The following is a 26,323-nucleotide window of genomic DNA, read 5'->3' as shown; positions in this document are numbered from 1 at the left end:
TCTATTATAAATCCTTCCACTTTTTCTCCAATACCGGATAATGATAATCACTCATCTTTCCAATCAGTTCCTCCGCTTTTGATGAAGCGTAAATCAGCTGCAGGTGGGACTCGTTTGAAAAGCCTTCTTGCACGCTGTGTTTGAGCATCTCAAGCAGCGGTTCAAAATACCCGCTTATATTATAGAGTCCGATCGGCTTCTGATGAATGCCGATTTGCGCCCAGCAAAGCACTTCAAACAACTCTTCAAAAGTGCCGAACCCGCCAGGCATGGCGATAAACCCGTCGGAGAGTTCCATCATTTTCGCTTTGCGTTCATGCATACCGCTGACTTCAATTAGTTCTGTCAACTGTTGATGGACCACCTCCCCTTTAAAAAGGCCTTTCGGCATCACGCCGATCACTTCACCGCCGTTTTCCAGCACGGTATCTGCAATCACCCCCATCAGGCCCATCCTGGAACCGCCGTATACGAGACGGAGCCCTTTTTCAGCCATAAAAGCGCCTAGCTCTGCCGCTTTTCTTTTGTATTCCGGATTTTCTCCCATATTTGATCCCGAATATACGCATACCGTTTTCATCCTGTTCACTCCAACTCAATATATTGATCGAAACAACTAACATTGTACTATATATTGTTTGTTTCGTGTGCGATAATATAATGGAATGTTTAGAATGGGAGTGACTTCATATGATCACAGAAGCTGAACGATGGACAAAAGAATTTTATCAGAAAAGGGGCTGGAGCGAGTACGGCCCTTTCATCAGAATCGGATTTTTAGTGGAGGAAGCAGGCGAGCTGTCCAGAGCCGTCAGAGCCTATGAAATCGGCAGAGACCGCCCTGATGAAATCAAGCGTCCCGCTGCTGAATTAAAACGGGAACTCATCGAGGAAATGGGTGATGTGATGGGAAACCTGATCATGCTTGCGGGACTATATGATGTCTCTCTTGAAGAAATGATGGAAGCGCACCGAAAAAAGCTGACGGAACGATTTGAGGAAAAACGGTATGCTGATTGATGACCGTCTCTACGGTGAAGCTGATGTGGAGCCTGTGCTAAGCGATTTGATCCGCTCAGAAGCCGTTCAGCGGCTAAAGGGGGTTCATCAGGGAGGGGCGAGCTTTCTCGTACATCCCGGATGGAATATCACTCGCTTCGAACACAGCCTGGGTGTCATGCTATTGATTCGACAGCTTGGCGGAAGCCTTGAGGAACAAATAGCCGGCCTGCTTCATGATGTCTCACATACTGCCTTTTCCCATGTAGTTGACGATGTATTCAACATAGAGAATGAAGATTACCACGAGCAAATCTTTGCAACATGGGTCAGTCATTCCGCTATACCGGAGATTCTGCATACATATGGATTCAATCATGAGGAGCTGCTTGACGACGATCGAAAATGGACGCTTCTTGAGCGGCCCGCTCCCGCCTTGTGTGCGGACCGCATCGATTATACACTGCGCGATTCCTTTGCCTACGGCTTTGCAAACAAAGACGAAATCGCAACATTTTTGCAGACGGGGCTGACGGTTTTTGCAGGGGAAATATGCTGCACATCCATTGAAGCTGCGGAATGGTTTACCGACCTTTATTATAAAGAAGTGATCGGTTTTTTTATGAATCCATTAAATCTGTACGGGCTGGATACCGTAAGCAGTGTATTAAAGCAAGCGCTGGAGATGGAATTGATCAGCGTACAGGATGTCCTCAAAACAGATGATGAACTGCTTGCTGTGTTAAAGCAAGACTCCCGCCTGCATAGCCAATTGGACAGGCTGACCACGGCAAAACAGCACGTCAAACAAGGGAATCCGGATGATTTCACATTTCATAAAACATTAAAAACAAGGAACATTGATCCAAGCGTCATCCACCAGGGAGACAAAACGCCGGCCTCCGCCCTTTCGGAAAACGTCCGCCGAATGAAGGAAAGAGCCGCCGATAAGATGAAAAAAGGAGCCTTTGTCAAAGTGACGGAATAACAACAGCCTGTTCCGCTTTTTCGGAACAGGCTTCTTTGCTGTGTTTATGTGACATCAAATATTTGCTCAGGCCGGTCTACAAAGTGCTGCTTGCCGATTTTATGAAACAGCCCTGTTTTATGAAGCAGCTCCCGCGGCTGCTGCTGAAGTCCGACAATCATCACCTTTCCGTTTTGCTGATGCACTCTGTTGACGATCGTCATCAGGCTTCCTTCTGCTGAAGAATCCATATAGTCCACTTTATTCATCAGAAGGATCAACAGTTTTGGCATGTGCTTTTTATTCAGGATCGAATCCTCTAACGAATTTGACGAACCGAAGAACAGCGGCCCTTCAACCGAATAGATGCTGACTGATCTGTGAAACTTCTTTTCCTCCCCTGAAGCCGCAGCCTGAATGATCGCCTCTGAGGCATCATTCTGAATGCGAAACGATTTGCTCATTCTTGCGATAAAGGTGATAATCGCCAATAAAATGCCGGCGGCCACCCCGAAAACAAGATCTTGCCATACTGTCAGTAAAAACGTGACGACGAGAACAACCGAATCCGAATTTTTAATCCTTAAAATGTTGGCAAACTCTTTCCGCTCACTCATATTCCATGCGACAACCATCAAAATCGGCGCCATGCTTGCAAGCGGAATCAGGGATGCATATGGAGCAAACAACAGGAGGACGAGCAGAACGAATACGCCGTGAACCACTCCTGATAACGGCGAAGCGGCGCCTGTCCTAATATTTGTCGCCGTCCGGGCGATCGCTCCTGTCGCCGGAATACCGCCTAAAAGCGGAGCCGCCATGTTGGCGATTCCCTGACCGACAAGCTCTTTATTGCTGTCATGCCTTGTCCCTTTCATGTTATCCGCAACCATCGCGGAAAGCAGAGACTCGATTCCCCCTAACATCGCGATCATCAAAGCCGGAGGCAGCAAGTATACGATCTTTTCCAAAGAAAGCTCCGGAAATTGAAAGCTCGGCAAATTGCGCGGTATTTCTCCGTATGCTGAGCCGATCGTGACGATGTGCTCCGGAAAAAACGTTGTCGCCATCAGCGTCGATACCAATAGACCGGCCAGCGCACCGGGAACTTTGGGCAATACCTTCGGCGTGAACAGCACAAAGAAGAGCGATACGACAGCCGTCAACACACTGTAAAAGCTGAGTGTATCCAAATTGATGACAATCTCTCTCATATTCATATAGAAGCTTTCATGCTTTTCAACATTTCTCAAACCTAAAAATTTTGCGATTTCCCCGGTGAAAATAATCATCGCGATTCCGGCGGTAAAACCGATAATTACCGGCCGGGGAATAAACTTCATAATCTTTCCGAGCTTCAGCAGCCCCAATATGACCAATATCGCTCCGGCCATAAAGCCGGCGATCAACAAATTTTCAAAGCCATACTGCAAAACGATCGCGAACAAAATTGGCACAAATGCGCCCGTAGGCCCGCCAATCTGGTATTTTGACCCGCCAAGCAGCGAAATCAATATACCGGCCACGATCACAGTGTAAAGACCGTGCTCAGGTTTTACACCCGAGGCGATGGCAAAAGCCATTCCGAGCGGAATCGCGACGACCCCCACCACCATTCCAGCTACAATGTCTTTTTGAAACCGCTTTAAGTTGTACCCTTCAAATCTGCCGGAAAAACGTAGCATTCATTCAATCCTCCCCATTATGATCATCCCTTATTTTCCGAAAGCGAAACATTCATCCCGGAATAACCATCTGCCACTACATCCAGACGCCCGGTCTTGGAATCGATGACCAATCCATGGACCGGAACGTCTTCCGGCATAAGCGGATGGCTTCGCACCATTTTCACACTATGGGTGACACTGTCTTCAACACTTTCAAAGCCTGTCATCCACGAATCCAAATCAATGCCGGCGTTCGTCAACAGCTCCAGACAATCATGTTTTACTCCGCGCTGTTTGGCTTTTTCAAGAATAGATGAAACCTCCAGACTCGCCATGCCGCATTCGTGATGTCCGATGATACAGACTTCTTCCGCCTGCAGCTCATAGACGGCTACAAGGATGCTCCGCATCACGCTGCCAAAAGGATGAGAAACAACGGCTCCTGCATTCTTAATAATTTTTGCATCTCCATTTTTTAAACCCATGGCATGATGGAGCAGTTCTAATAACCGGGTATCCATACATGTCAAAATCACAAGTTTTTTTTCGGGAAATTTGGTCGTTTCGTAAAACTCGTATTTCTTTTCCTCTACAAAAGACTGATTGTGCTTCAAAATGGAAGATAAGTTAGCCATTTTTCTCTCACTCCTTTTCATAGTCATATGAACTCAACTTGTTGCATGAACGAATTATAGCACATGATTTTTGAATTTTGATTTGATTCAAAAAATTCGATCAAAATGTACTGAAAATAAAAATGAACGATGTTTATATCTTTCTAAAATAATAAAAACTACACTTTTGTTCACCTATAAAAACATTATTGGAAATCAACTCACAAGACGCACAAGTGAATTTATAGTCAAAATAATGCATTAAAATTAATTAAAAAATTTTATTAATGATTTCCAAAATGGGGATGTTGCACAAATGATCTGATAGTCCCGCATTTCTTCGCCAGCCTTGGTTTTTGTAAAATTGATTTTTCCTCTATAATGGCAGTAGATCATATTTACAAAGGAGAATGCAGATGAAGCCGTTTGTATACGTCACAAAGCCGATTCCGGAAGAAGTGGAAGAACTGCTTGCCGAGCATTGTACATATGAAGTTTGGACGTCCCGCGAACGCATTCCGAGACAAGTTTTGTTGGAAAAAATCAAGGAGGCAGATGGCCTTCTGACCTCCGGAACGAAAATCGACCGGGAATTATTATACAGTGCGCCGAAATTAAAAATCGTCAGCAATTTTTCAGTAGGCTACGATAATTTTGATCTTGAAGCCATGAAAGAAAAATCTGTGATCGGCACCCATACGCCGTATGTCCTCGACGATACGGTGGCGGATCTCGCCTTTGGGCTGATTTTGTCTTCAGCGCGCCGGATCGCAGAGCTTGACCGCTATGTACGCGATGGGAAATGGACAAAATCTGAGGATGAGGAAAGCCTGTTTGGAAGCGATGTCCATCATCAGACGCTTGGCATCATCGGAATGGGCCGGATCGGCGAACAGGTAGCCAAACGGGCCGCATTGGGCTTTGACATGAATGTCCTCTATTACAGCCGGAGCCGTAAACCGGAAGCCGAGAAAAAAACCGGCGCCGTATACGCCGAATTCAACGAACTTTTAGAGCGCTCAGACTTCATCGTCATGATCACGCCGCTTACAAAGGAAACGTTCCACCTCATTGGAGAACGCGAATTGAAACAAATGAAGCATTCCGCCATCTTCATCAATATATCCCGCGGCAAAACGGTCGACGAAAAAGCGTTGATCAAAGCGCTGACAGAAGGGTGGATTAAAGGGGCGGGGCTAGATGTATTTGAAAAAGAGCCGATTGAAAAAGACAATCCGCTCTTAAGCCTCCCCAATGTGACAATCGTTCCCCATATTGGTTCATCCACCAGCGTCACCCACACCAACATGCTGAAATGCGCCGCCAAAAACCTGATTGACGGTCTTCAAGGCAAACAGCCGCGGGATGTCGTGAAGGAATTAAAACAAGAAGCCTGAGGAAGGCTCAGGCTCGAAATGTTTTGCCGAGTTCCTTCCCCAATCCGAAATAGTGCCTGAAATTATAAATCAAAGGGCTCCATTTTTGGGGATCGATATGGTTCGTCCCTTTCATGATGGACTCATGAACATGCACATGCACCGCCTTCGTTTCAATAACGGCGAAGAACGGCGAATCATCGGGAATACGAATGTGTTTGACCTCGGCTTCAATTTGGATGGGGCATTCTGCGATTCTGTCCGGCTTGACCGATTGGGAACGTGCCGGCGTTAATCCGCTCGCTGCGAACTTCTCTTTGTTATATGTGAAGCCGAGCTGTTTTTTTGCCGCTGGAACGGGATTCTTCCCCGTATAAGCAGCCAGTTTTTCTACATGGTTCCACAATGACGGATCAGGCAGATTGATCACGCACTGCTGCTGCCTCCTCATGTTTTCAAAAGCTTTTCCTTCTGTTGCGGCTCCGATCACGATGCAATCCCCGAGCGCCCAAGAAGAGGAAAGGGGGCTGAGGTTCGTGGAGCCGTCTTCATTTTGCGTGCTCAGCAAAATAACGGGTGTTCCGTAGTACAAAATGCTTGGGTGAATTTCTTTGATTTGTTGGTTCATCCTTTTTCCTCCTTGCTCCTTTCATTGTAATCTATCCATATATCGATTATGATCGAAATATGGATTACAGACTGGAGGTATCGCTATGAACGTCAGCCCGAATATAGCAGAGGTTGCCAAGCTTGTCAGCGAGCCGTCGCGAGCGGCCATTTTAACAGCATTGCTCGATGACCGGTTTTATACAGCCTCAGAGCTCGCCGGCTTTGCAGGCGTCAAACAGCAAACCGCAAGCTTTCATCTTGCGAAACTGGCGGATGCGGACATGGTCATCTGTCAGAAGCAAGGAAGGCACCATTATTACCGTCTTAAAGATGCGGAAACCGCCCGGGCGCTGGAAAGCCTTCTTCTGGTAGCGCCCCCTGCTGACATCAGGTCTTTCCGGCAATCCGCGGAGGCTAAAGCCATCAGGAAAGCGCGGACATGCTATGATCATCTGGCAGGTGCGCTTGGCGTAAAACTTGCCGAACAGCTGGTGCACCTTGACTTTTTGCAAGAGAATGAAGAAGCATTCACTGTTACTGACAAAGGCGCATCATGTTTTAAGCAGCTTGGCATCGACCTGGAGGAAGTCAAAAGAAAGCGCCGCTCCTTTTGCCATAGATGTCTGGACTGGAGCGAAAGACGCTACCATCTCGCCGGCGCTTTAGGCGCCGCGTTGCTGGACGGCTTTATCCGCATGGGCTGGATTGAGCGCCGTCCGCTCTCAAGAGCTGTCACCATCACACCAAAAGGTGAAAAAGAGCTTGAACGAGTGTTCCATATTTCCATAGAAAAGAACTGATTCAGAATCGAATCAGTTCTTTTTTCATAGATTCATATTCTTTAAAACGGCCCGTTCATAAACCTTTCGCGTAACCAAGTAGTACACGGCCTGGAAGATAAAATAGATGCCGATGACGATTGCCGCGCTGAAAAACAGGTTGGACTTGAGCATATTGCTGAGGGCTTTATAGGCAAAAGCCGCATGTATCGATCCCACGACAAACGGAATAAAAAACAGAAAGCCCATTTGTTTTCCGAGAATCGCCCTGATTTCCTTTTTTGTCACGCCGATTCTTCTTAAAGCGAATACTTGAATCCGCGTATCTTCGATTTCCGTGAAAAGGCGCAAATACATCATGCTCCCCTGGACCACGAAAAACACGATGCTGATAAACAGACCGATAAACAGCGTAAGCGCCGTCGCCTGCTTCATCACTTGATAGCCCGGCGCCCGGACTTGAAAAAAGTCTTTTTGCTCCTTCGGCACCATTTGTTCCAGCTTTTCAGCAACAGCGACTTGATTCTCCCAATCAGCAAGCTCATAGCCGATGACTTTTGTCTGTTTGTTCAGCGGCACCGCTTCCGCCGTTTTCTCATATGTGTCCTGATCGACGACAACTAATTTGCTGATCCGGCCCATGCTGAAAAGGACCCCTTTGTCCCGCTCTTTCCCCATTTTTAACGTAAGGTGTTTCCCAGTTGATGTTTTGACCTCCGCGCTCTCACCGGGATGAAAAAACGGCTCATTGTTGTAGCTGTAGGAAAGGTTGATAAACGCCTCCCCTTTTTTCAACTGTGCCGGCGGAAGGTGTTTTTTTTCAGCAGCCTTATTAAAATCATTCTCAGAGATCATCAGCGCTTGATTATTGAGCTGCTTCCATCTCATATTGTCTGTTTTGAGCGAAACGGGAATCCCCGTCACCTCGATCCGGTACTGAATGGAAGCTCCCGCATCTTGAAGAGCCGCTTCAACCTCATCAGGCTTGATGACATGGTAACCCGTAGCATCTTGTTCGGCCCATGACACGGCCTGCGGAATTCCGGTTTCCCCCTGACTTTTCAGGTCGGCGTAGAACATATAAATGACACCCGTCGCCGTTAAAATCACGGCCGTAATGATCGATGTCAAAAACAGCATCCGCGCATAATCCTTCAAGCGAAACATAATATTGGAGCGGGTGATGATGTTTGTTCCATTGTAAAAGCTTGTTTTATGCTTATACAGTCCGCGAAAAATCGCCACACTGCTTTGCGTAAAAAAGAAATAGGTCCCGACCAGCACAAGAATCAAAATCGGAAACACCCGAAAGACGATATCAATCATCCCGGCCGTTGCCGCAATCGTATAACATCCGGCAAGACAAAGCAGAGAAAGAATGGTGAGCCATTTTGAATATACGGGCATTCCTTTCGGCTGCTGTTTGGCCTTTAACAGGTCGATGATCTGAAGCTTGCGAATCCGCGCCAACGACAGGATCGTCAGCGCCTGGAACAGGACGGTAAAGCCGACAGCCGTAATGATCAAGGCCTTGGGAACGATCGCAAACGAAATCGGAGCCTTCACATCCATCAAGGCCGTCATCGCCATGAAAAACAGCTTCGAAAATAAAAGCCCGACACCAATCCCCATCGCGATTGAAACAAAAGAAATGATCGTTTGTTCGTAATAAATCATTTTCCGCAATTGGTGTTTTGACGTACCAAACAAACTTAATAAACCAAATTCTTTTTTTCGAGCCTGCAAAAAGGCGGAATTGGAATACATGATAAAAAAGATTGCAAATACGATGATGATGACTTCAGCCGCATAAAGGCAGGCCTTTACAGTTTCTCCTCCGTAAATATTATCTTCCGTTACATCAGGATGATAAATAAAAGAAGAAAATATAAAAAACACGGAAACCGTGAACACACAGCTTAGGAAATAAGCGAGGTAGCGCTGGATATTTCCTTGAATATTTTTACGGGCGATGACTCTCATGTTCATGGAAATCACCTCCCAATACGCTTACAGCGTCAAGGATGCTTTGATAAAAATCCTGCCGGTTTGTCCCTTTGCGGATTTCAGAGAAAAACTTGCCGTCTTTAATAAAGATAATCCGTTCGCAGAAACTCGCCGCTGTCGGGTCGTGAGTAACCATTAAAATCGTCGCGCTTTTTTCCCGGTTCAATTTTGTCAATGAATCCATCACTTGTTTGGCCGATTTTGAATCAAGATTGCCTGTCGGTTCATCAGCCAAAATAAGGGCCGGCTCATGAATCATCGCTCTGGCGCAGGCCGCCCTTTGCTGCTGTCCGCCGGAAACCTCGTAGGTACGGTGATTGAGAATATGGTCGATTTGCAATGTTCTCGCTAATTCTAGCAGCTTTGACTCCATTTCCTTCGCCCTCACCTTATCAAGGGCAAGCGGCAGAAGGATGTTTTCCCTGATCGTTAACGTTTCAAGGAGGTTGAAGTCTTGAAAAATAAAGCCGAGCTCACGTCGGCGAAATAATGCGAGCTTATGGTCTTTCAGTTTTGCCGGATTTGTTCCGTTTATGATTAAATCGCCGTTTGTCGGCAGGTCAATCGTCGCCAGGAGGTTGAGAAGCGTCGTCTTTCCGCTTCCGGAAGGCCCCATCACGCCTACAAATTCACCCTGTTCAACCGATATATTAAAATTGTCGAGCGCCTGATGCGAAAAGCCGCCTTTAGCCGAAAAATACGTTTTTGATAAATGCTTTGTTTCTAATACAGTCATTGCTTCCTTCTCCTTTTTTTCTTTTATTATAAAAAGGAGCGAAAACAACTCCCATCGAATTACCTTGCAAACCGGACGGCCAACCTTACAATTTTGTCACATTGCCATGAAGGGTGCTGCTGGAAAAAGCGACCGTCACGGCTGTTCCTTTTCCCGGCTCTGAAAGAGCGCTCAGCTCATGCCCCAAATAGCCGCAGATTTCTTTTGACAAATAGAGTCCCATTCCTGTCGCTTCTTTTTGTGTCCGTCCGTTTTCTCCGGTGAAAAAAGGGTTGAAAATCCGCGGCAGATCATGCGCGGGGATCCCAATGCCCCGGTCAATGATCGAAACAGCCGTCTGATCCCCCTTTTTTTCAACCGCAAATACAATCTCTTCCCCCTTGTTTTGGGGCGAGTATTTCAACGCATTGTAGATGATCTGCTGAAAAACGACGGTCAGCCACTTTTTGTCGCTGTATATGATCACCGAATCGTCCGCTGTCTGCAGCTTTGGAAAGAGACGGCGTTTGATAAACTGCCGCTTCTCCTCATTAATGATCTCTCTAAGCAAGCGGATGACGTCTATTTTCTCAGGCTTCAGATCAATTGCAAAATGATCGAGTCGTGCCATATGAAGCATCATGTCCAACCCGCGGCGAAACCGTTCATTTTCCTCTTCAATTTCACCCAGCACAGTACGGAGAGACGTGATATCAGACTGTTTTTTTCCTTCCTGGATGAGAAGCGAAATGACGGAAACAGGCGTTTTCATATGATGGATCCACTGATTGGTAAAATCGACATGCTGCTTACGCTGTCTTGAAAAACGGGCAAGCCTTTCCCGGTATTCTTTGTTGATTTCAGAAATAAGCGCAGTCCAGATCCGCTGTTCCCCCGTTTGCGGCTGATAGGCTTTGAGCGCTTCACCCGTCTGCATGGATGAGACGTCAAGCTGATGCCTTTTTAATTGAAGAAGGAAGGAACGCTGCCTGCCGTAATCGATTGCAAAACCTGCCACCAGAAAAGCGGCCATCAATATAAACACATACAAGATATTATCCCCTGAAACGCCTCCTTCGTTCTCAAACACGCCGAGCCATGCGGCCGCAACCACAAAGCCCGTGCCCAAGAACGAAAAGATCATCAGCCAGGCCCGATCCCGCAAATATGTCTTTACCATCCTATTCATCCTTCCAATTCACGCAAAATCGATATCCCTGTCCGCGAACAGTGGCGATGGCATTTTCAATCCCCAATTCGCCAAGCTTTTTTCGCAAACGATTCACATTAACGGTCAGTGTATTGTCATCGACAAACTCGATCTCATCCCATAACGCTTCAAGCAGCTCGTCCCTTGTGACGATTCGATCATGCTCCTTCGCAAAGATGGATAAAAGCTGAAATTCTTTTTGCGAAAGAGAAATCCGCTTGTTGTCCCATTCCGCTTCAAATTTATCAGGATATATGTACAGACCGCCGAGCTCCACCACCTGCGTCTCTTGGTGCAAGGCTGATGAGTATTCGCCATATGTACGGCGCAGAACGCTTTTGATTTTGGCGAGAACGACCTCAAGATGAAACGGCTTTGTAATATAATCATCACCGCCGTGTTCAATTGCCATTACCTGATTCAATTCATCCGTCCTGGCTGAAATGAAAATGATCGGCACATTTGAAACGGCGCGGATTTGTCTGCACCAATAAAAGCCGTCAAAATATGGGAGATTAATATCCAATAGAACCAAATCGGCGTTTTTTTCGAGAAACTCCTGTTTAATCCGGTCAAACGCCTCAGCCATGCTGACTTCATAGCCGTATTTATGCAAATGACTGCTCAATATGGAGGCGATCCGTTCGTCATCCTCGGCAATAAATATCTTATACATGTTTGTCACCCTTTATGGAAAAATATCAAAATATGATGATTTTGGCAGTGATTCAATATTATTATAGACGATATATGGAAAATGATGAAACGCAGCTCGATCAGGCAGAAGAGGAAAGCCTCGCAGCAGGGCTCCGCTGCCAAATCTTGATTGCGAGGAGATTAGCGGGATGGTCGAAGATATCAACTATACACCCGGTATAAGAACGAAGCTGGGAAACAGACAGATCACTGTTCTGAAATGAACCTTCCATCATGTCAGGCTCACTTCAGCCATTTGTTCCAAGGCAGCGGCGGCGGGTGAGAAGCGGCAGCCAGCTTTCAACCGCCGGCTTGGAATTGGAACAGACAGCCCGTTTTTCAATCAAAGAACACACTTTTAAATATTTTGGAGAATTCCTCTAAAGTAATGGCTTCTTTTGTGAGATCTCCATTCGTCTCCTTTGTGAAATGATCCTTCGATAAAATCAATTTCCCGTCTTTTGTCAGCTTTGAGGCAAGCGGGTTTTTATTAAACGGCGATTCCTCTTCATCGAAGATTGCATCACGGATATCAGCCAGCACCTTTTCATCGATTGGTTTCAATGTAAACGCATAGCCGATCTGCCATCCTTCCCCTTTATCCATTTCAAGCAGGTAGTCGCCTTTATCTGTTTTGGCTTTTCTGACGCGGTATATCCCCGTTTTTGACGTAACGGGCTCTCCTGAAAACGGAACGGGCGCCAGCGGAAGATTTGCACCAAACCCGGTATCCAGCAGATACATTTCGCTCTCTTCCTGAAGAATGACGGAGACATGCGTTCCCGTCTGCGCCCAGGCCCCTTCTTTTTGATGAAAGACGGTTCCCTGAACCATCTGAACGGAAAAACCGATTTCTTTCAGCACATAATAGAGAAAGGCGTTCAAATCATAGCATAACCCGCCCCGTTTATTGTTCAGCAAGGCTTCTGTCAGGCTTTGCTTTGTCATCGGAATCCGTTCATTTTTTAAAACAGCCTCATTTTCGAACGGAAACTGCAAGGCTGTCAGAGATAAAATTTTTGGCAAGTCGGCGAATGTGACGCCTTTATCGGACCGGTATCCAATCCTTTTATAAAAAGAATCGAGCAGAGCCTTCGTCATCATGAATCTCCTTTCACATTGAAAATAAAAAGCCAAACCCCCCAGGGGTTTAGCTTTTTTCCTGGACATAAGCAGTCAATACTTCAAGGGCATCTTGTTCATCGGCTCCATCAGCGATAAGCGTGACCTCAGATCCGGAGCTGACGGCCAGGCTCATCAGGCCCATAATGCTTTTGGCATTTACTTTCTTATCTCCCTTTTCAAGAAAAATGTCAGATTGAAAGCGGTTGGCTTCCTGAACAAACAATGCCGCAGGACGCGCTTGAAGTCCTGTTTTCAAACGGATCTCCACTTTTTGTTGAACCATGTAATCTCCCCCGTTCCCTGCAATTATTTTAAAGAGACAGACTGTCCTAAACGCAGCTGTTCCGCAATTTCGTCCAATTTTCGAAGACGGTGGTTAATGCCCGATTTGCTGATTTTTCCGCTGGCGACCATTTCCCCGAGCTCCTTTAAAGTCACTTCCTGATAATCAATGCGGAGCTGGGCGATTTCCCTCAGCTTTTCGGGTAAAGCGTCAAGACCGATTTTCTCATCGATCAGTTTAATGTTTTCCACCTGTCTGAGGGAAGCGCCGATCGTTTTGTTTAAATTCGCCGTTTCGCAATTGACGAGACGGTTCACCGAATTTCTCATGTCGCGGACGATCCGGACATCTTCAAAACGGAGCAGCGAGTTATGAGCGCCGATCACATTTAAAAATTCGGTAATTTTCTCGGCTTCCTTCAGATACGTGATATACCCCTTTTTTCGCTCCAGCGTTTTGCTGTTTAAATGAAACTGGTTCATCAGCCTGCATAATGAATCATTATGCTCTTTATACATCGAGAAAATTTCAAGATGGTACGAAGACGTCTCAGGATTGTTGACAGAACCTCCGGCTAAAAAAGCCCCTCTCATATAAGACCGCTTGCAGCACCTTTTCTTGACAAGCTCCTCTGATATGTTTCTCGCGATGACAAAGTTTTCGCCGAGAATTTTTAAATCTTCAAGAATGGATTTTGCATTTTCGATCAGACGGACGATGTAGACGTTATTTTTTTTCAGTCTCATCTTTTTCCGAACCAGCAGTTCGACTGATACCTCATATTGTTTTTTGAGCAATGTATATATTCTTCTTGCGATGGCCGCGTTCTCGGTTTGGACATCGAGAACCACCTTTCTGTTTGAAAAAGACAGTGAACCATTCATCCGAATGAGGGCGGAGAGTTCCGCTTTGGCGCAGCAATCCTTTACCTCCAGGTTTGTGAGTTCTTTTTTCGTTTCCGATGCAAATGACATTTTATAGACACCCCCATTCCAAGGCCTGCTATTCTTTTAACAAATCAACAAGAAGCGAAGCGACTTTATGTGTATCATGGCGGATCACGCCATTCTCATACGTCACAATCTGATCTTTGATGACTTCAAGCCCCATGGCAGTGAGTACATCAATGTTGAACTGAACTGGCTGGGCCGATTCTTTTGCATATCTTTCCCGGATATCCTCCGGAATTTCCTCACTGTTGACAAGGATCGTATCGATAAAAGGCCCGCCCATATGCTGATTCAAGGCATTTACATGATCAGCGGCACTGTAGTATAAAGTTTCTCCCGGCTGGGTCATCACATTGCAAATGTAGACCTTTTTGGCTGATGCCTTTAAAATTTCTTCTCCGATCTTCGGGACGAGCAGGTTTGGCAAAATGCTCGTATAAAGACTGCCCGGTCCGAGAATAATCAGATCTGCCTCCCGGATCACTTCGATCGTTTCCGGGACCGGCTCGATTTTTTCCGGGGTTAAAAACACCCGTTTAATCCGCTTTCCATAGGAAGGAATCACCGACTCTCCGGATATAATCCGACCGTCTTCCATTTCCGCATGGAGGATAACGCTTGTATTTGCGGCTGGGAGAACTTTTCCGCGAACATTTAATACCTTGCTCATTTCGGTTATGGCGTGAAAGAAGTCACCGGTTATATTCGTCATCGCCGCCAAAATTAAGTTCCCCAGCGAATGGCCAATTAAATCGCCGCCTTTGTTAAAGCGGTGCTGAAACAGGTTTTCGACGAGCGGCTCCACATCAGAGAGCGCGGCCAGCACGTTCCGGACATCACCGGGCGGAGGTATTTTCAGCTCATTTCTTAATCTTCCCGAGCTTCCCCCGTCATCGGCAACCGTCACAATAGCCGTAATGTCCACAGGCTGATGCTTCAATCCCCTCAGCAAAACGGAAAGACCTGTCCCCCCGCCAAAGATTGCGATTTTTTTCTGATCTGCCATCCTATTTTCTGCTTTTCTTCTCAATGTCCCGGTGAGTGACATGAGTGTAGTAGTCTTTCTTAAAGTAATCGGCAAGGTACTCCGCAAGGGTGACCGAACGATGCTGTCCCCCCGTGCATCCAATTGCAATCACGAGCTGGCTTTTTCCTTCGCGTTTGTAAGAAGGAAGCATAAAGCCGAGAAGTTCGGTGAGCTTCTCCAGGAACTTCTGCGTTTCGCTCCATTTCATCACATAGGAGGATACCTCCTGATCCTTTCCGGTCAGCGGCCTCATGCTGTCGATATAGTATGGATTCGGAAGAAATCTCACATCGAAGACAAGATCGGCATCAATCGGAATCCCGTATTTAAATCCAAACGACATGACATTGACCGTGAAAGTATGATGGCCGCTATCCGCCGCAAAATGCTGGACGATTTTTTCCCGAAGATCCTTCGGCTTCATATCAGATGTGTCATAAATGATCTGTGAACGGCCTTTCAGTTCTTCCAAAAGCTCGCGTTCGGTTTCAATTCCCTCAAGCGGCAGCCCTGTCGTGGCAAGAGGGTGTGAACGCCTTGTCTCTTTATACCGTGAAACAAGGACCGAATCCTTTGCATCTAAAAACAAAATACGCGGTGTAATCCATGATGTTTCCCCAATTTCATCAAGAGCCTCAACAAGGCTGTCGAAAAATTCCCGTCCGCGCAAGTCCATGACAAGGGCTACCTTGCTCATTTTTGAACTTGATTCCTTCATCAGCTCCAAAAATTTCGGAAGCAGAGACGGCGGCAGATTATCGACGCAGAAAAAACCGAGATCTTCAAAGCTTTGAATCGCAACCGTTTTTCCTGCTCCTGACATTCCGGTTATAATCACAAGCTGAATTTCCTGGCTTCCATTCGAACTCATGATTCTTCCCCCCTTATATTTATTCGCTTTGCGGATCGAGACGGTAGGACAAGAGTTCAAAGTCCGGCGTATACGTAAAGGTGCCGTGAAGCAATCCGCTGCCTTTCAGCATAAAATCCAGGATATGAACATCACCCGGCGCCATCGGCAAATTCTCCATGTCTTCAGCCTGATGCCACCTGATGATGCCTTCTTCAGACTCCTCAACATGACTGCCTGTATAATGATCGGCGACGAACGTGAACATCATCCATTCTGAAACAACCTGATCATTTTCCTTTATGATAAAGGTGAATATTCCTTTTAATTTCGGGTTAAGCACATAGATGCCTGTCTCTTCGCGAAATTCCCTGATGACAGCATCCCTTACCGTTTCCCCGCTTTCCATTTTTCCACCCGGAGCTACCCACCAGCCCCGGCGCGGCTTTTTCAGCAAAAGGACTTTATCATCTGAAGTCAGCACACAATTCGTCACTCTTTGCAAGTCTGTCACCCATCCTTTAATTCCATCAATTCTTTTTATTATTATACCGTTTCCTGATGCCGCCCACAATGAACATGCAGTCCAACCCGGGAAAACGTCTTTTCGGGGCTGCCCCCCGCTTCATATGAAAGAAAGCGGCGCAGGCAGGTCAAACATAGATAAACAAACGAATGGAAGCGCTTGCGAAAAACTTTCTTTCTTCTATTTTACAGCAAAATCATCATATTCATGTTGTAAATATGAATAAATTGTGAAAATATGTAAAAATAGATCTTAAGCCGTACAAAAAAAGGACACGGATCAAGAAAATCCGTGCCAAAAAATTCATTATAAAAGGGGGTCAATTACTGTCTCCATCATAACGAATAATTGTTTCACTGGTGTTACAAGGCGGTTAAATCAAGATGACGATTAACTTTCGTTTATTTTACAGCCTTTTCTTTTTCAGCGAGCTCTTCAACATAATGCTGCACACTCTGCGCGGCGATGCTTCCGTCGCCTGTTGCGGTTACAATCTGGCGGAGGGATTTTTCACGAATGTCACCCGCCGCAAAAATTCCCGCTACTTTTGTTTCCATCTGCTCATTCGTTACAATATAGCCCTCGTCATTAGTGATGCCGAGATTTTTAAACGGCTCTGACAGCGGCAGCATGCCGATGTAAATAAAGACGCCATCCGTACGGAATTCTTCTTCCTCGCCTGTGACGGTATCAACAAGCGTCACTTTGCCGACTTTTCCATCCTGTTCATGGATTTCCTTGACCGTTTTGTTCCAAAGGAAATCGACCTTTTCATTGTCAAACGCGCGCGCCTGAAGGATGCTTTGCGCTCTTAATTTGTCGCGGCGGTGAACAATCGTTACTTTTGAAGCGAAACGGGTTAAGTAGACGCCTTCTTCAACGGCGGAATCTCCGCCGCCGACAACGACGAGCTCTTTGTTTTTAAAGAAAGCGCCGTCGCATACTGCACAATAGGAGACGCCGCGTCCGCCGAGCTCTTTTTCGCCTTGAACGCCGAGCTTCTTGTATTCGGCGCCGGCCGCAATGATCACGGCGCGTCCTTTAAACTCTTTTGATCCGGCTTTGACAATTTTGTATTCTTCGCCGTCGACGATTTCTTTAATATCTCCGTAAGCATACTCCGCACCGAACTTTTTCGCATGCTCAAACATTTTATTTGAAAGTTCAGGCCCCAGAATGCTTTCAAATCCCGGATAGTTTTCAACATCTTCCGTATTGGCCATCTGTCCGCCCGGCACTCCTCTTTCAACCATCAAGGTTGACAGGTTCGCTCTTGAGGTATAAACGGCCGCCGTCATCCCCGCAGGACCCGCCCCTATAATAATGCAGTCATAAATTTTTTCTTCTGACACAATGTTCACTCCTTCATGAATCTTCTGCTGCTTTTGCTGGCAAGCAGTCCATTTCTATAAGATTCCCTTCTTGTTTCTTCCTTACCCATATCCTATAAAATATCATGAATAAGCGCTATTTTTTTGCTCAAAAATGAAAACAGGCTGAACATTGGTTCATCCTGTTTTTACAGATGTTCTTTTAATGTACGTTCGTATTTTGAAAGCGTTCCTGGCGAAATCCCGAAAAGCTTTGCCGTTTCCGCTTTGGTTAAGAGCTCCTGATGCTCTGTTTTCCAGATGAAATAGATCGCCGCGGCCAAACCGCCGGCGTTTTTCAGCTGAAGCCCGAAAGCCCTGATCTGCTGAATAACGTGAAAGATCCAAAAACACATCGCCTCCTGCTCGACCGCAGAACGATCCGCTTCTTCGATCGCCTTCGCGGTTCTGTAAGCGAGAAGAGCGTCTTTTGAAGTGACGGCCGTTCCGCTTTCACCGTATAGAACGAGCCTGACAAACTGCTCTTCAAACGACGTTTTGGCGATTCGAGAATCAAGGACTGCCTTCAGCTGTTCTTTTTCCCCTTTTCTTCCGCTGAGAAAATATGCGGCAAGGCGCTCCTCAACCGGGCGCTGAACAGGGCTTTTTTCCATCCGTTCTTTCCACGGCTCTATCCGGCCGTCTGAAGGATGCTCCTCCTGCATTTTTTTCCACACATTCCGGGCGAACTGAGTGCGCCCGGTAAAATATGCGGAGCAGGCAAGCCAGTAGTAAAAAGTTTCATCACCTTCAAAACCCATGCGGTAAAGGGATTTCAGCCATTTAAACCCGAGGTCGTACCTGCCGACAAGCGATAGTGTCGCCCCAAGCTTATATCTTTGCTCGATCAGCATTGGATAAATATTTGACAGCTGATCAGAAAGCGATTTGACCTTTTCATCTTTTCTTTCATAATGGTAAAAAATAAGAAGATTGCAAAGCGCATGGAGGTTCCCATGGCTTTTTTCCAAAACGGTGAAAATCGTCGTCTTCGCTTTCTGAACATCACCGGTGTAAAAATAAGCGAGCGCCAGATTATTATAGGCTGACCAAAACTCGGGATAATCGGCGATGACCTCCTCAAGGATGCTGATCGACTCCTGCAGCTGTCCATTTTCCAAAAGCGATTTCGCCCGGTCCTGTTTCAGGATTAAATCGTCCTGATCATACTCCGAGTAGCCTGAATCTTCTTCACCCATATCCAATAAATCAAGGAGCTCCGCATTTTCCGCGCTGAACTCGCCGTTCGGATCTTCCTTTAAATAGGTTTCCGCCGCCTTATAGGCTTCCTGGAAAAGTCCAAGATGTGCATAATTGTTCGCTTTGAAATAATAGCATTCAGTCATTTTTTCATTTATATTTTTTAAAATAAAGTCCAATAGTTCGTTTGATTGCTGATAGTAGCCCATCTCTGTATAAATGACGGCAAGCTGTGACAGCATGCCCGTATTTTCCGGTTCAAGAAAAATCGCTCTCTGAATGAGCTTGCTCGCGCGGGATAAATTTCGCTCTCTGTATGCTTTGAGCCCTTTATGGTAAAAATACTGTCCATCTTGAAAGAGCTCGACAATTCTTGCCTTTTTATGATCTTCAGAAGTGTACTTTCCCACAGATACCCTCCATTTCAAACTGTATACCGTGAGTAGTATAACATAGTTTCCGGCACGCTTAACAGATCAAAAACAAGTTCCGAGAGAATTCTCTGCATTTTCCACTTTTGGCGGCGGATTATGAAACTAAAATCGTTTTTTCCATGCTGTTCGCTGCCTCATCAGAAAGCTTTGACGGCATGCGGCCTGACATCGAATCACTCCCTTTCTGATGGATGATTTATATCGGCAGAACACCTTGATTTTCAATCAAAAAAATCCAAACCTTTACGGCCTGGATTTTTTGGTCTGTGTCAGCTTGATCCTTCATGGCGTTTTTCCAGCACGTTCAACACATCATCAAGCGGAAGGGCCTGTTCCCTTAACAGCACGAGCAGATGATAGATAAGGTCAGCCGCTTCCCATTTCAATTCTTCATGATCGCGGTTTTTCGAAGCGATGATCACCTCGGCGGCTTCTTCGCCGACTTTCTTTAATATTTTATCAAGGCCTTCTTGAAACAAATACGTTGTATAAGCCCCTTCAGGCATTTCTGCCTGCCGTTTGGCGATGACGGTCTCAAGCTCATTGATAATGGCAAACCGATCGCTGCCTGACGCTTTTTTGTTCTCCACGGATGAGAAACAGCTGTAGCTTCCTTTATGGCAAGCGGGGCCTTTGGGTTCAACAAGGACGACCAGGGCATCACTGTCGCAATCAAGGCGGATGTCTGTCACATGCTGAACATTTCCTGATGTCGCTCCTTTATGCCACAGCTCTCCGCGGGAGCGGCTGAAAAACCACGTTTCTTTTGTTTCCACCGTTTTTTCAAACGATTCCTTGTTCATATAAGCCAATGTCAGGACCTCTTTGCTTGCTGCGTCCTGGACGATCGCCGGGATTAAACCGGCTTCATTAAATGTCAATTCATCTGCTTTTATCATCTGATATTCACCCCGCGCTCTTTTAAATAAGCTTTGACCTCTTTGACCGATGTTTCTTTATAGTGAAAGATGGAAGCGGCGAGTGCTGCATCAGCTTCGCCTTCTTCAAACACGGCTTGCATATGTGCGGCATTTCCCGCGCCGCCCGAGGCAATGACGGGAACCGGGACGGCTTCTGACACGAGCTTTGTCAGCCTGTGATCAAACCCGTTTTTTTCGCCGTCGGAATCCATGCTTGTCAGCAAAATCTCTCCGGCTCCCCGCTGAACGGCTTCCTTCGCCCATGAGACAACCTCCAGATCCGTCTTTTTCCGGCCGCCGTGTGTGTACACAACATATTTGCCTTCATCCTGATCATATTTGGCGTCAATCGCGACAACGATGCATTGGGAGCCGAAGAAGGCCGCGCCTTCCGCAATCAGCTCAGGGCGCAGAACGGCTGCTGTATTGACGGAGACTTTATCAGCTCCGGCCCGCAAAATCGTTTTCATATCTTCCAGATGGTTGATGCCTCCGCCGACGGTGAAAGGGATCGCGAGCTTCGCCGCCACTCTTTCCACAACGTCAACCATCGTTTTTCTCCCTTCATGGGAAGCGGAGATATCGAGAAAGACGAGCTCGTCGGCTCCTTCTTTGTCGTACACTTCGGCAAGTTCAACCGGATCGCCGGCGTCCTTCAGCTCAAGAAACTGTATTCCTTTGACGACGCGTCCGTCCTTTACATCCAGACACGGTATAATGCGTTTCGTAATCACGTTGTCCCCACCCTTTCAAGCGCTTTAGAGACGGTGAATTGATTCGTATAAAGAGCTTTTCCGACAATCGCGCCGCCGACTCCTTCCGAGCGCCGGGCCGCCAGGGCTTCAAGATCTGCCAAAGAGCTGACACCGCCTGAGGCAATCACCTGTTTTCCGGTCGCTTTTGCCAGCTCAACCGTACTGTCAATGTTCGGTCCGGACAGCATTCCGTCTGTCGCAATATCTGTAAAAATAAAAACGTCAGCGCCTTCCTCCGCAAGCTCTCTGCCAAGTTCTACCGCTTTCACTTCCGACGTTTCCAGCCAGCCTTCCGTTGAAACGAAACCGTTTCTTGCATCAAGCCCGATCGCAATATGGCGCCGGTATGTTTTCAGCATTTTTTTGACAAAAGCCGGATCTGATACAGCTGAGCTCCCTAAAATCACTCGTTCTACACCATTTGACAAATATTCATCAACATCTTTTTCGGTTCTGATGCCCCCGCCGACCTGAACTTTGATATTCAGTTTTTCAGCAATCGCTTTTACATCACGGTGATTGACTCTTTTTCCTTCTTTTGCGCCGTCCAAATCAACGAGATGAATCCATTCCGCACCCTCATCAGCAAATAATGACGCCATTTCAAGCGGTGAATCTCCGTATATTGTTTCTTTAGCGTAATCTCCTTGTACAAGCCTCACACATTTTCCATTTCTCATATCGATCGCCGGGTATAATGTAAATCCGCTCATTTTGTCACCTTCTGTTCTTCTGTCAGCTGTTTGAATCTTTGTAACATCGACATTCCGACTGTGCTGCTTTTTTCAGGGTGAAACTGGGCGCCGTATACATGATCGAGGCCGACGACGGCCGGTACGCGCACGCCGTAATCAGCGCTTGCCAGCAGCGCTTCCTCATCTATCCCGCTGACATAATAGGAATGAACAAAATAAGCGTACCCTTCATCAGCCCCCGTCAAAAGCGGGGATTCCCGGTGTATCGCGAGGCGGTTCCAGCCCATATGAGGCACCTTCAGACGATTTCCCGCCGCGTCGCGCGCCTCAAGCCTGATCACTTTTCCTTTCAAAAGGCCGAGACCTTCCGTGCTGCCCTGTTCTTCGCTTTCTTCGAACAACAGCTGCATACCGAGGCAAATGCCGAGAAGCAACTTTCCTTCGCTGACCGCATCTTGAATAAAGGTTTTCAGGCCTGTTTTATTTAAAATTTCCATCGCATCACGGAAAGCGCCCACTCCCGGAAGGATATAGCTGTCCGCTTTCTGCAGCTCACTCATCTGCTCTGATACAATATAGGGCGCTCCGATCCGCTCCAGCGCTTTTGAGACGCTGTACAGGTTTCCCATCCCATAATCAATGACACCGATCATTTACAGCATTCCTTTCGTTGATGGAATTCCTTTGACACGTGGATCGATCATCGTCGCTTCGTCAAGGGCGCGGCCCAACGCTTTAAAAATCGCTTCAATCATATGATGGGTATTCATCCCGTAATGGACGATGACATGAAGGTTCATTCTCGCTTCAAGGGCCAGCTTCCATAAAAATTCGTGTACAAGCTCTGTATCAAATGTTCCGATTTTCTGACTGGGAAACTGCGCTCTATATTCAAGATGCGGTCTGTTGCTCAAATCAACCGCAACCTGGGCAAGCGCTTCATCCATCGGCACCAGGCTTGCTCCGTAGCGTTTAATGCCTTTTTTGTCGCCGAGCGCCTCCAAAAGCGCCTGACCGAGACAAATGCCGATGTCCTCTGTCGTATGGTGGTCATCGATTTCCACGTCGCCTTTAGCCTCGACGGAAAGGTTGAATTGGCCGTGCTTTGTAAATAAATCAAGCATATGCGTCATAAACGGCACATCAGTTTGAATATCCGCCTCCCCTTCACCATCAATATGGAAAGACAGCTTAATATCCGTTTCATTCGTTTTTCTTGCCCGTTCAGCTTTTCTCATCAGTCTTCCTCCCGGTTTCTGGATTCAATCGCTCTAGCATGGGCTTCAAGCCCTTCCATTCTGGCAAACGCAGCTATTTTTCCGGCGTTTGCTTCAAACGCTTCCCTGCTGTATGAAATAATGCTCGACCGCTTTTGAAAATCGCTGACGCCGAGCGGGCTTGAGAATTTGGCTGTACCATTGGTCGGCAGCACATGATTGGGACCCGCAAAATAATCTCCGACAGGCTCCGAGCTGTAGCGCCCCAGGAAAATCGCGCCGGCATGCTTGATTTTCCCCAGCAGCGCTTCTGGCTGTTCCGTCAAGATTTCAAGGTGTTCAGGGGCTAGCTCATTGATTGCGGAGACAGCATCAGCAAGTGTTTCCGCTACATAAATACAGCCGTGATTCTCAATGGACCGCCGGGCAATCTCTTTTCTCGGCAAGCGCTCAAGCTGTTGATCCACTTCTTTCCTTACAGCTTCAGCAAGAATTCGGGAATCGGTAACAAGCACGCTTGATGCCATCGCGTCATGCTCGGCCTGTGAAAGGAGGTCTGCGGCGATTTCCCGCGGATTTGCCGTCTGATCTGCGAGAACGGCGATTTCGCTCGGCCCTGCGATCATATCGATGTCAACCTGGCCGAATACTTCGCGTTTAGCCAAGGCGACATAAATGTTGCCCGGCCCCGTGATTTTATCGACAGGGGCAATCGTTTCCGTTCCATATGCCAAAGCCGCAATCGCCTGGGCCCCTCCCATTTTGTATATTTCTTCTACACCGAGCTCCGCCGCCGCTACAAGCACCCCGGGAGACAGCCTGCCATCCTTGCCAGGGGGAGAAGCGATGACGATTCGCCCGACGCCTGCGACAAGAGCCGGAATCACATTCATCAGAACGGATGACGGGTAAGCCGCCGTCCCTCCAGGTACATAAACGCCCGCCGAATCAAGCGGCGTGATTTTTTGGCCGAGCATCGTTCCGTCCTTTCTGTAGTAAAACCATGAAGAAGACAGCTGCCGTTCATGATATTCTTTAATGTTATGAATCGCTGATTTCAATGTTTCAATATCATCCTGCTTCAGCATGCCGTACGCTTCTTTGATTTCCTGTTCGGAAACGTGCGGAGCCGATACTTCTGCGCCGTCAAACCGCTTTGTAAAAGCGGCAACAGCGGCATCCCCGCTCTTTTTTACTTCATCAATAATCGCAAGCACTGTTTTTCTTTGTTCTTCCGTACCGGAGCTGATCGACCTTTTTAGCGAAACAGCGGCATTCCCGCTAATAGACTTAATCTTCATATTGTCTTTTCCCCTTCCACAATAAGTGAAAGCCGTGAAGCCATTTCATCAATGACACTATCTTTCATCCGGTAGCTGACCGGATTCACGATAAACCGTGAAGTGATGTCGCAAATTTTCTCAATTTCGACAAGGCCGTTTTCTTTCAGCGTCTGTCCTGTTGAGACGATATCGACGATCCGGTCGGCAAGGCCGATGAGCGGAGCAAGCTCAATTGAACCATTCAGCTTAATGATTTCGACCTGCTCTCCCTGTTCTCTGAAATAGCTTGATGCGACATTCGGATATTTTGTCGCCACTCTCGGCGCAACACCGCCGGCGGCCGTCTGCGGTAATCCCGCTACTGCAAGGCGGCATTTGCTGATGTTCAAATCAAGGACCTCGTAGACATCACGCTCTTCTTCAAGCATGACGTCTTTGCCTGCGATTCCGACGTCTGCCACGCCATGTTCCACATATGTCGTGACATCCATCGGCTTTGCTAGGATAAAGCGAAGGCTTTCTTCAGGCACATCGATGATCAGCTTTCTTGAATCCTCAAATTCTTCCGGAAGCCGGTAGCCGGCTTGCCGAAGCAGACCGGCAGCTTCATCAAAAATCCGTCCTTTCGGCATCGCAATCGTCAATTGTTTACCCATGCTGCTCTTCCTTTCTGGAACCGATAAAGTAGGCCACGTTTCGAAAGTACTTTGTCATCTGGTCGATGTTTTCGATCCCCGCTAAATCCTGAAGAACGACTTTTTTGCCCTTCCGCCGCTCCTCTCCGGCAAACTTGATCGCTTCTGCCCTTTGCTCTGTGCTGAAAATGACGACATCTATTTTTTCCGTTTCATCTTCCGGATTCAACGCTTCAAGCAGCCTGTCGATTCGAATCCCGAAACCCGTGGCCGGGGCGGGGGATTCGAATCGGCCGAGAAGCTGGTCATAGCGCCCTCCATTTCCGATCGGGAATCCTACGTTTTCAGCGTATATCTCAAATAAAATGCCCGTATAATAGCTCATATGGCTGACCATGCTCAAATCGAGCTTTACATCATCTGCGCATTCATAGTCGCCGAGCGTCTGCCAAAGCGTCTCCAGCTCTGAGATCGCATTCTTTCCTTTTTCAGAATCGACGATGGCTTTAGCAGCGCCGCATGTTTCAATACCGCCCCTCAGCTCCAGGAGCTCGAGCAGCCGGTTTTTATCGATTGATGATAGGTTCAAAGCTTTCACATGCTCGCGGTAGCCGACATAGTTTTTTTCATATAAAAAACGCCGCAGCACATGGGCTCTTTCTTCATTACCCAGAACCTCCATAAATAAAGCGTCTGCGATTCCGATATGGCCGATCGAAATTTTGAAAGATGTAAGCCCCGCCTTTTTGAGCGAGCATACCACAAGCGCAATCACCTCGGCATCAGCGCTTGTCGAACCATCCCCGATTAATTCGACTCCGACTTGTTCAAATTCTGCGGGTCGGCCGCCTTCCCGTTCCTGCGCTCTGAATACATTCGCCGCATATCCGACACGAATCGGATGATGCTCTTTAAGAAGCTTTGAAGCCGCCACCCTTGCGATCGGCCCCGTCATATCAGGCCTTAACACAAGGGTCTTTCCTTCCTGATCAAGCAGCTTAAAAAGCTGCTGCTCCAAAATGGCCGACTGTACGCCGACCGTCTCATAGAACTCCAGCGTCGGCGTCTCCATGAATTCATATCCCCACAGACCCATGACCTCTGTCAATGAAGAGCGCACCCTTTTCTTCGTTTCATAGAGCCCCGGCAGTGTATCTCTCATGCCGTGCGGTTTTTCGAACATAAACATCTGACTTGCACCCCCATATACGTTAGAAGGAAAATTCCGAATCCTTTAGTTCGCTAATATGATAATATGCTAACAGATAAAAGAATCAAAATCAATAACAGCCGGAAAATTCGGACAGCCCACGGTCTGTAAAATGATAACTTATCTAAAGAACCACTTGATGATATAATTAATCAAGAACGCAATTCATTTATTCATATAGATCATGAACGGGAACAGGAGACT

The 26,323-nt window shown here is 47.0% G+C and carries 28 protein-coding genes; 4 read left to right on the top strand and 24 right to left on the bottom strand.

Translation table 11 applies throughout. The annotated features are described in order from the left end of the window. Window positions 1-4 precede the first annotated feature (4 nt). Window positions 5-580 (bottom strand): LOG family protein, encoded by a 576-nt coding sequence (locus BTR1S_RS09725; RefSeq protein ID WP_006639186.1) that lies wholly within the window; start codon window positions 578-580, stop codon window positions 5-7. Between the two features lie 110 nt (window positions 581-690). On the opposite strand from BTR1S_RS09725, the gene BTR1S_RS09720 reads away from it, so the two are divergent. Both BTR1S_RS09720 and BTR1S_RS09715 read left to right on the top strand, forming a co-directional pair. Continuing rightward, a complete protein-coding gene (locus BTR1S_RS09720) occupies window positions 691-1,020 on the top strand; it encodes a MazG nucleotide pyrophosphohydrolase domain-containing protein (RefSeq protein ID WP_029419564.1) in 330 nt (109 codons plus the stop codon). After that, entirely contained in the window at window positions 1,010-1,987 is a 978-nt protein-coding gene (locus BTR1S_RS09715; protein ID WP_006639188.1) for an HD domain-containing protein, read from the top strand. The genes BTR1S_RS09720 and BTR1S_RS09715 overlap by 11 nt, the downstream gene beginning before the upstream one ends. 44 nt (window positions 1,988-2,031) lie before the next feature. On the opposite strand, the gene BTR1S_RS09710 is transcribed toward BTR1S_RS09715, so the two are convergent. Further along, window positions 2,032-3,651: a SulP family inorganic anion transporter gene (locus BTR1S_RS09710; protein ID WP_029419565.1), complete on the bottom strand. Its 1,620-nt coding sequence runs from the start codon at window positions 3,649-3,651 to the stop codon at window positions 2,032-2,034. Between the two features lie 23 nt (window positions 3,652-3,674). Next, window positions 3,675-4,268, bottom strand: a complete 594-nt coding sequence (locus BTR1S_RS09705; RefSeq protein WP_006639190.1) for a beta-class carbonic anhydrase — start codon at window positions 4,266-4,268, stop codon at window positions 3,675-3,677. Between the two features lie 395 nt (window positions 4,269-4,663). Between BTR1S_RS09705 and BTR1S_RS09700 the strand changes: the two genes are divergently transcribed. After that, a complete protein-coding gene (locus BTR1S_RS09700; RefSeq protein ID WP_006639191.1) occupies window positions 4,664-5,644 on the top strand; it encodes a 2-hydroxyacid dehydrogenase in 981 nt (326 codons plus the stop codon). 7 nt (window positions 5,645-5,651) lie between these two features. Here BTR1S_RS09700 and BTR1S_RS09695 read toward each other — a convergent pair whose 3' ends face one another. Next, window positions 5,652-6,251 (bottom strand): flavin reductase family protein, encoded by a 600-nt coding sequence (locus tag BTR1S_RS09695; RefSeq protein ID WP_006639192.1) that lies wholly within the window; start codon window positions 6,249-6,251, stop codon window positions 5,652-5,654. A gap of 85 nt (window positions 6,252-6,336) precedes the next feature. Here BTR1S_RS09695 and BTR1S_RS09690 point away from each other — a divergent pair, with 85 nt between their 5' ends. After that, window positions 6,337-7,032 (top strand): ArsR/SmtB family transcription factor, encoded by a 696-nt coding sequence (locus tag BTR1S_RS09690; RefSeq protein ID WP_006639193.1) that lies wholly within the window; start codon window positions 6,337-6,339, stop codon window positions 7,030-7,032. 24 nt (window positions 7,033-7,056) lie between these two features. Here the strand turns inward: BTR1S_RS09690 and BTR1S_RS09685 are convergent, their stop codons facing one another. The 20 genes from BTR1S_RS09685 to BTR1S_RS09590 all read right to left on the bottom strand — a co-directional run bounded on the left by BTR1S_RS09685 (window position 7,057) and on the right by BTR1S_RS09590 (window position 26,098). Further along, window positions 7,057-9,000, bottom strand: a complete 1,944-nt coding sequence (locus tag BTR1S_RS09685) for an ABC transporter permease (RefSeq protein ID WP_006639194.1) — start codon at window positions 8,998-9,000, stop codon at window positions 7,057-7,059. Then, complete coding sequence (locus BTR1S_RS09680; protein WP_029419566.1) at window positions 8,975-9,754, bottom strand: ABC transporter ATP-binding protein; 780 nt, start codon at window positions 9,752-9,754, stop codon at window positions 8,975-8,977. The genes BTR1S_RS09685 and BTR1S_RS09680 overlap by 26 nt, the downstream gene beginning before the upstream one ends. Before the next feature lie 85 nt (window positions 9,755-9,839). Then, window positions 9,840-10,913 (bottom strand): sensor histidine kinase, encoded by a 1,074-nt coding sequence (locus tag BTR1S_RS09675; RefSeq protein ID WP_029419567.1) that lies wholly within the window; start codon window positions 10,911-10,913, stop codon window positions 9,840-9,842. 1 nt (window position 10,914) lies between these two features. Further along, entirely contained in the window at window positions 10,915-11,619 is a 705-nt protein-coding gene (locus BTR1S_RS09670; RefSeq protein ID WP_006639197.1) for a response regulator transcription factor, read from the bottom strand. 359 nt (window positions 11,620-11,978) lie between these two features. Next, a complete protein-coding gene (locus BTR1S_RS09665) occupies window positions 11,979-12,740 on the bottom strand; it encodes an arylamine N-acetyltransferase (RefSeq protein WP_029419568.1) in 762 nt (253 codons plus the stop codon). 49 nt (window positions 12,741-12,789) lie between these two features. Continuing rightward, window positions 12,790-13,047, bottom strand: a complete 258-nt coding sequence (locus tag BTR1S_RS09660; RefSeq protein ID WP_006639199.1) for an HPr family phosphocarrier protein — start codon at window positions 13,045-13,047, stop codon at window positions 12,790-12,792. Window positions 13,048-13,070: 23 nt separating this feature from the next. Beyond that, complete coding sequence (whiA, locus tag BTR1S_RS09655) at window positions 13,071-14,021, bottom strand: DNA-binding protein WhiA (protein ID WP_006639200.1); 951 nt, start codon at window positions 14,019-14,021, stop codon at window positions 13,071-13,073. 28 nt (window positions 14,022-14,049) lie between these two features. Then, the gene (gene mgfK / locus BTR1S_RS09650) at window positions 14,050-15,003 is read right to left on the bottom strand and encodes a gluconeogenesis morphogenetic factor MgfK (protein ID WP_006639201.1); all 954 of its coding nucleotides are present in this window, start codon (window positions 15,001-15,003) and stop codon (window positions 14,050-14,052) included. A gap of 1 nt (window position 15,004) precedes the next feature. After that, window positions 15,005-15,895 (bottom strand): RNase adapter RapZ, encoded by an 891-nt coding sequence (gene rapZ, locus BTR1S_RS09645; protein ID WP_006639202.1) that lies wholly within the window; start codon window positions 15,893-15,895, stop codon window positions 15,005-15,007. 19 nt (window positions 15,896-15,914) lie between these two features. Continuing rightward, on the bottom strand, window positions 15,915-16,388 hold the full coding sequence (locus BTR1S_RS09640) for an 8-oxo-dGTP diphosphatase (protein ID WP_087962538.1): 474 nt from the start codon (window positions 16,386-16,388) through the stop codon (window positions 15,915-15,917). Between the two features lie 413 nt (window positions 16,389-16,801). After that, complete coding sequence (trxB, locus tag BTR1S_RS09635; protein ID WP_006639204.1) at window positions 16,802-17,752, bottom strand: thioredoxin-disulfide reductase; 951 nt, start codon at window positions 17,750-17,752, stop codon at window positions 16,802-16,804. A 167-nt stretch (window positions 17,753-17,919) separates the two neighbouring features. Next, complete coding sequence (locus BTR1S_RS09630; protein WP_006639205.1) at window positions 17,920-19,380, bottom strand: tetratricopeptide repeat protein; 1,461 nt, start codon at window positions 19,378-19,380, stop codon at window positions 17,920-17,922. A gap of 293 nt (window positions 19,381-19,673) precedes the next feature. Next, the gene (gene hisIE, locus BTR1S_RS09625) at window positions 19,674-20,303 is read right to left on the bottom strand and encodes a bifunctional phosphoribosyl-AMP cyclohydrolase/phosphoribosyl-ATP diphosphatase HisIE (RefSeq protein WP_006639206.1); all 630 of its coding nucleotides are present in this window, start codon (window positions 20,301-20,303) and stop codon (window positions 19,674-19,676) included. Then, window positions 20,300-21,058, bottom strand: coding sequence for an imidazole glycerol phosphate synthase subunit HisF (hisF, locus tag BTR1S_RS09620; RefSeq protein ID WP_006639207.1), 759 nt, complete (start codon window positions 21,056-21,058; stop codon window positions 20,300-20,302). The genes hisIE and hisF overlap by 4 nt, the downstream gene beginning before the upstream one ends. After that, window positions 21,055-21,792: a 1-(5-phosphoribosyl)-5-[(5-phosphoribosylamino)methylideneamino]imidazole-4-carboxamide isomerase gene (hisA, locus tag BTR1S_RS09615; RefSeq protein WP_006639208.1), complete on the bottom strand. Its 738-nt coding sequence runs from the start codon at window positions 21,790-21,792 to the stop codon at window positions 21,055-21,057. Before hisA ends, hisF begins: the two co-directional genes overlap by 4 nt. Beyond that, window positions 21,789-22,427, bottom strand: a complete 639-nt coding sequence (gene hisH / locus BTR1S_RS09610; protein ID WP_006639209.1) for an imidazole glycerol phosphate synthase subunit HisH — start codon at window positions 22,425-22,427, stop codon at window positions 21,789-21,791. Before hisH ends, hisA begins: the two co-directional genes overlap by 4 nt. Next, window positions 22,428-23,012, bottom strand: a complete 585-nt coding sequence (gene hisB, locus BTR1S_RS09605; protein ID WP_006639210.1) for an imidazoleglycerol-phosphate dehydratase HisB — start codon at window positions 23,010-23,012, stop codon at window positions 22,428-22,430. It lies immediately after the preceding gene. Next, window positions 23,012-24,292, bottom strand: a complete 1,281-nt coding sequence (gene hisD, locus BTR1S_RS09600; RefSeq protein ID WP_029419569.1) for a histidinol dehydrogenase — start codon at window positions 24,290-24,292, stop codon at window positions 23,012-23,014. The genes hisB and hisD overlap by 1 nt, the downstream gene beginning before the upstream one ends. Continuing rightward, window positions 24,289-24,930 (bottom strand): ATP phosphoribosyltransferase, encoded by a 642-nt coding sequence (gene hisG / locus BTR1S_RS09595; RefSeq protein WP_006639212.1) that lies wholly within the window; start codon window positions 24,928-24,930, stop codon window positions 24,289-24,291. Before hisG ends, hisD begins: the two co-directional genes overlap by 4 nt. Beyond that, on the bottom strand, window positions 24,923-26,098 hold the full coding sequence (locus BTR1S_RS09590) for an ATP phosphoribosyltransferase regulatory subunit (RefSeq protein ID WP_006639213.1): 1,176 nt from the start codon (window positions 26,096-26,098) through the stop codon (window positions 24,923-24,925). The genes hisG and BTR1S_RS09590 overlap by 8 nt, the downstream gene beginning before the upstream one ends. Window positions 26,099-26,323 lie beyond the last annotated feature (225 nt).

The sequence above is a fragment of the Bacillus sonorensis NBRC 101234 = KCTC 13918 genome (assembly GCF_001592005.1).
GTDB classification, from domain to species: Bacteria; Bacillota; Bacilli; order Bacillales; family Bacillaceae; genus Bacillus; species Bacillus sonorensis.
Note: the sequence above shows the minus strand (reverse complement) of the source record. Positions and strands in the feature narration are given on the sequence as shown.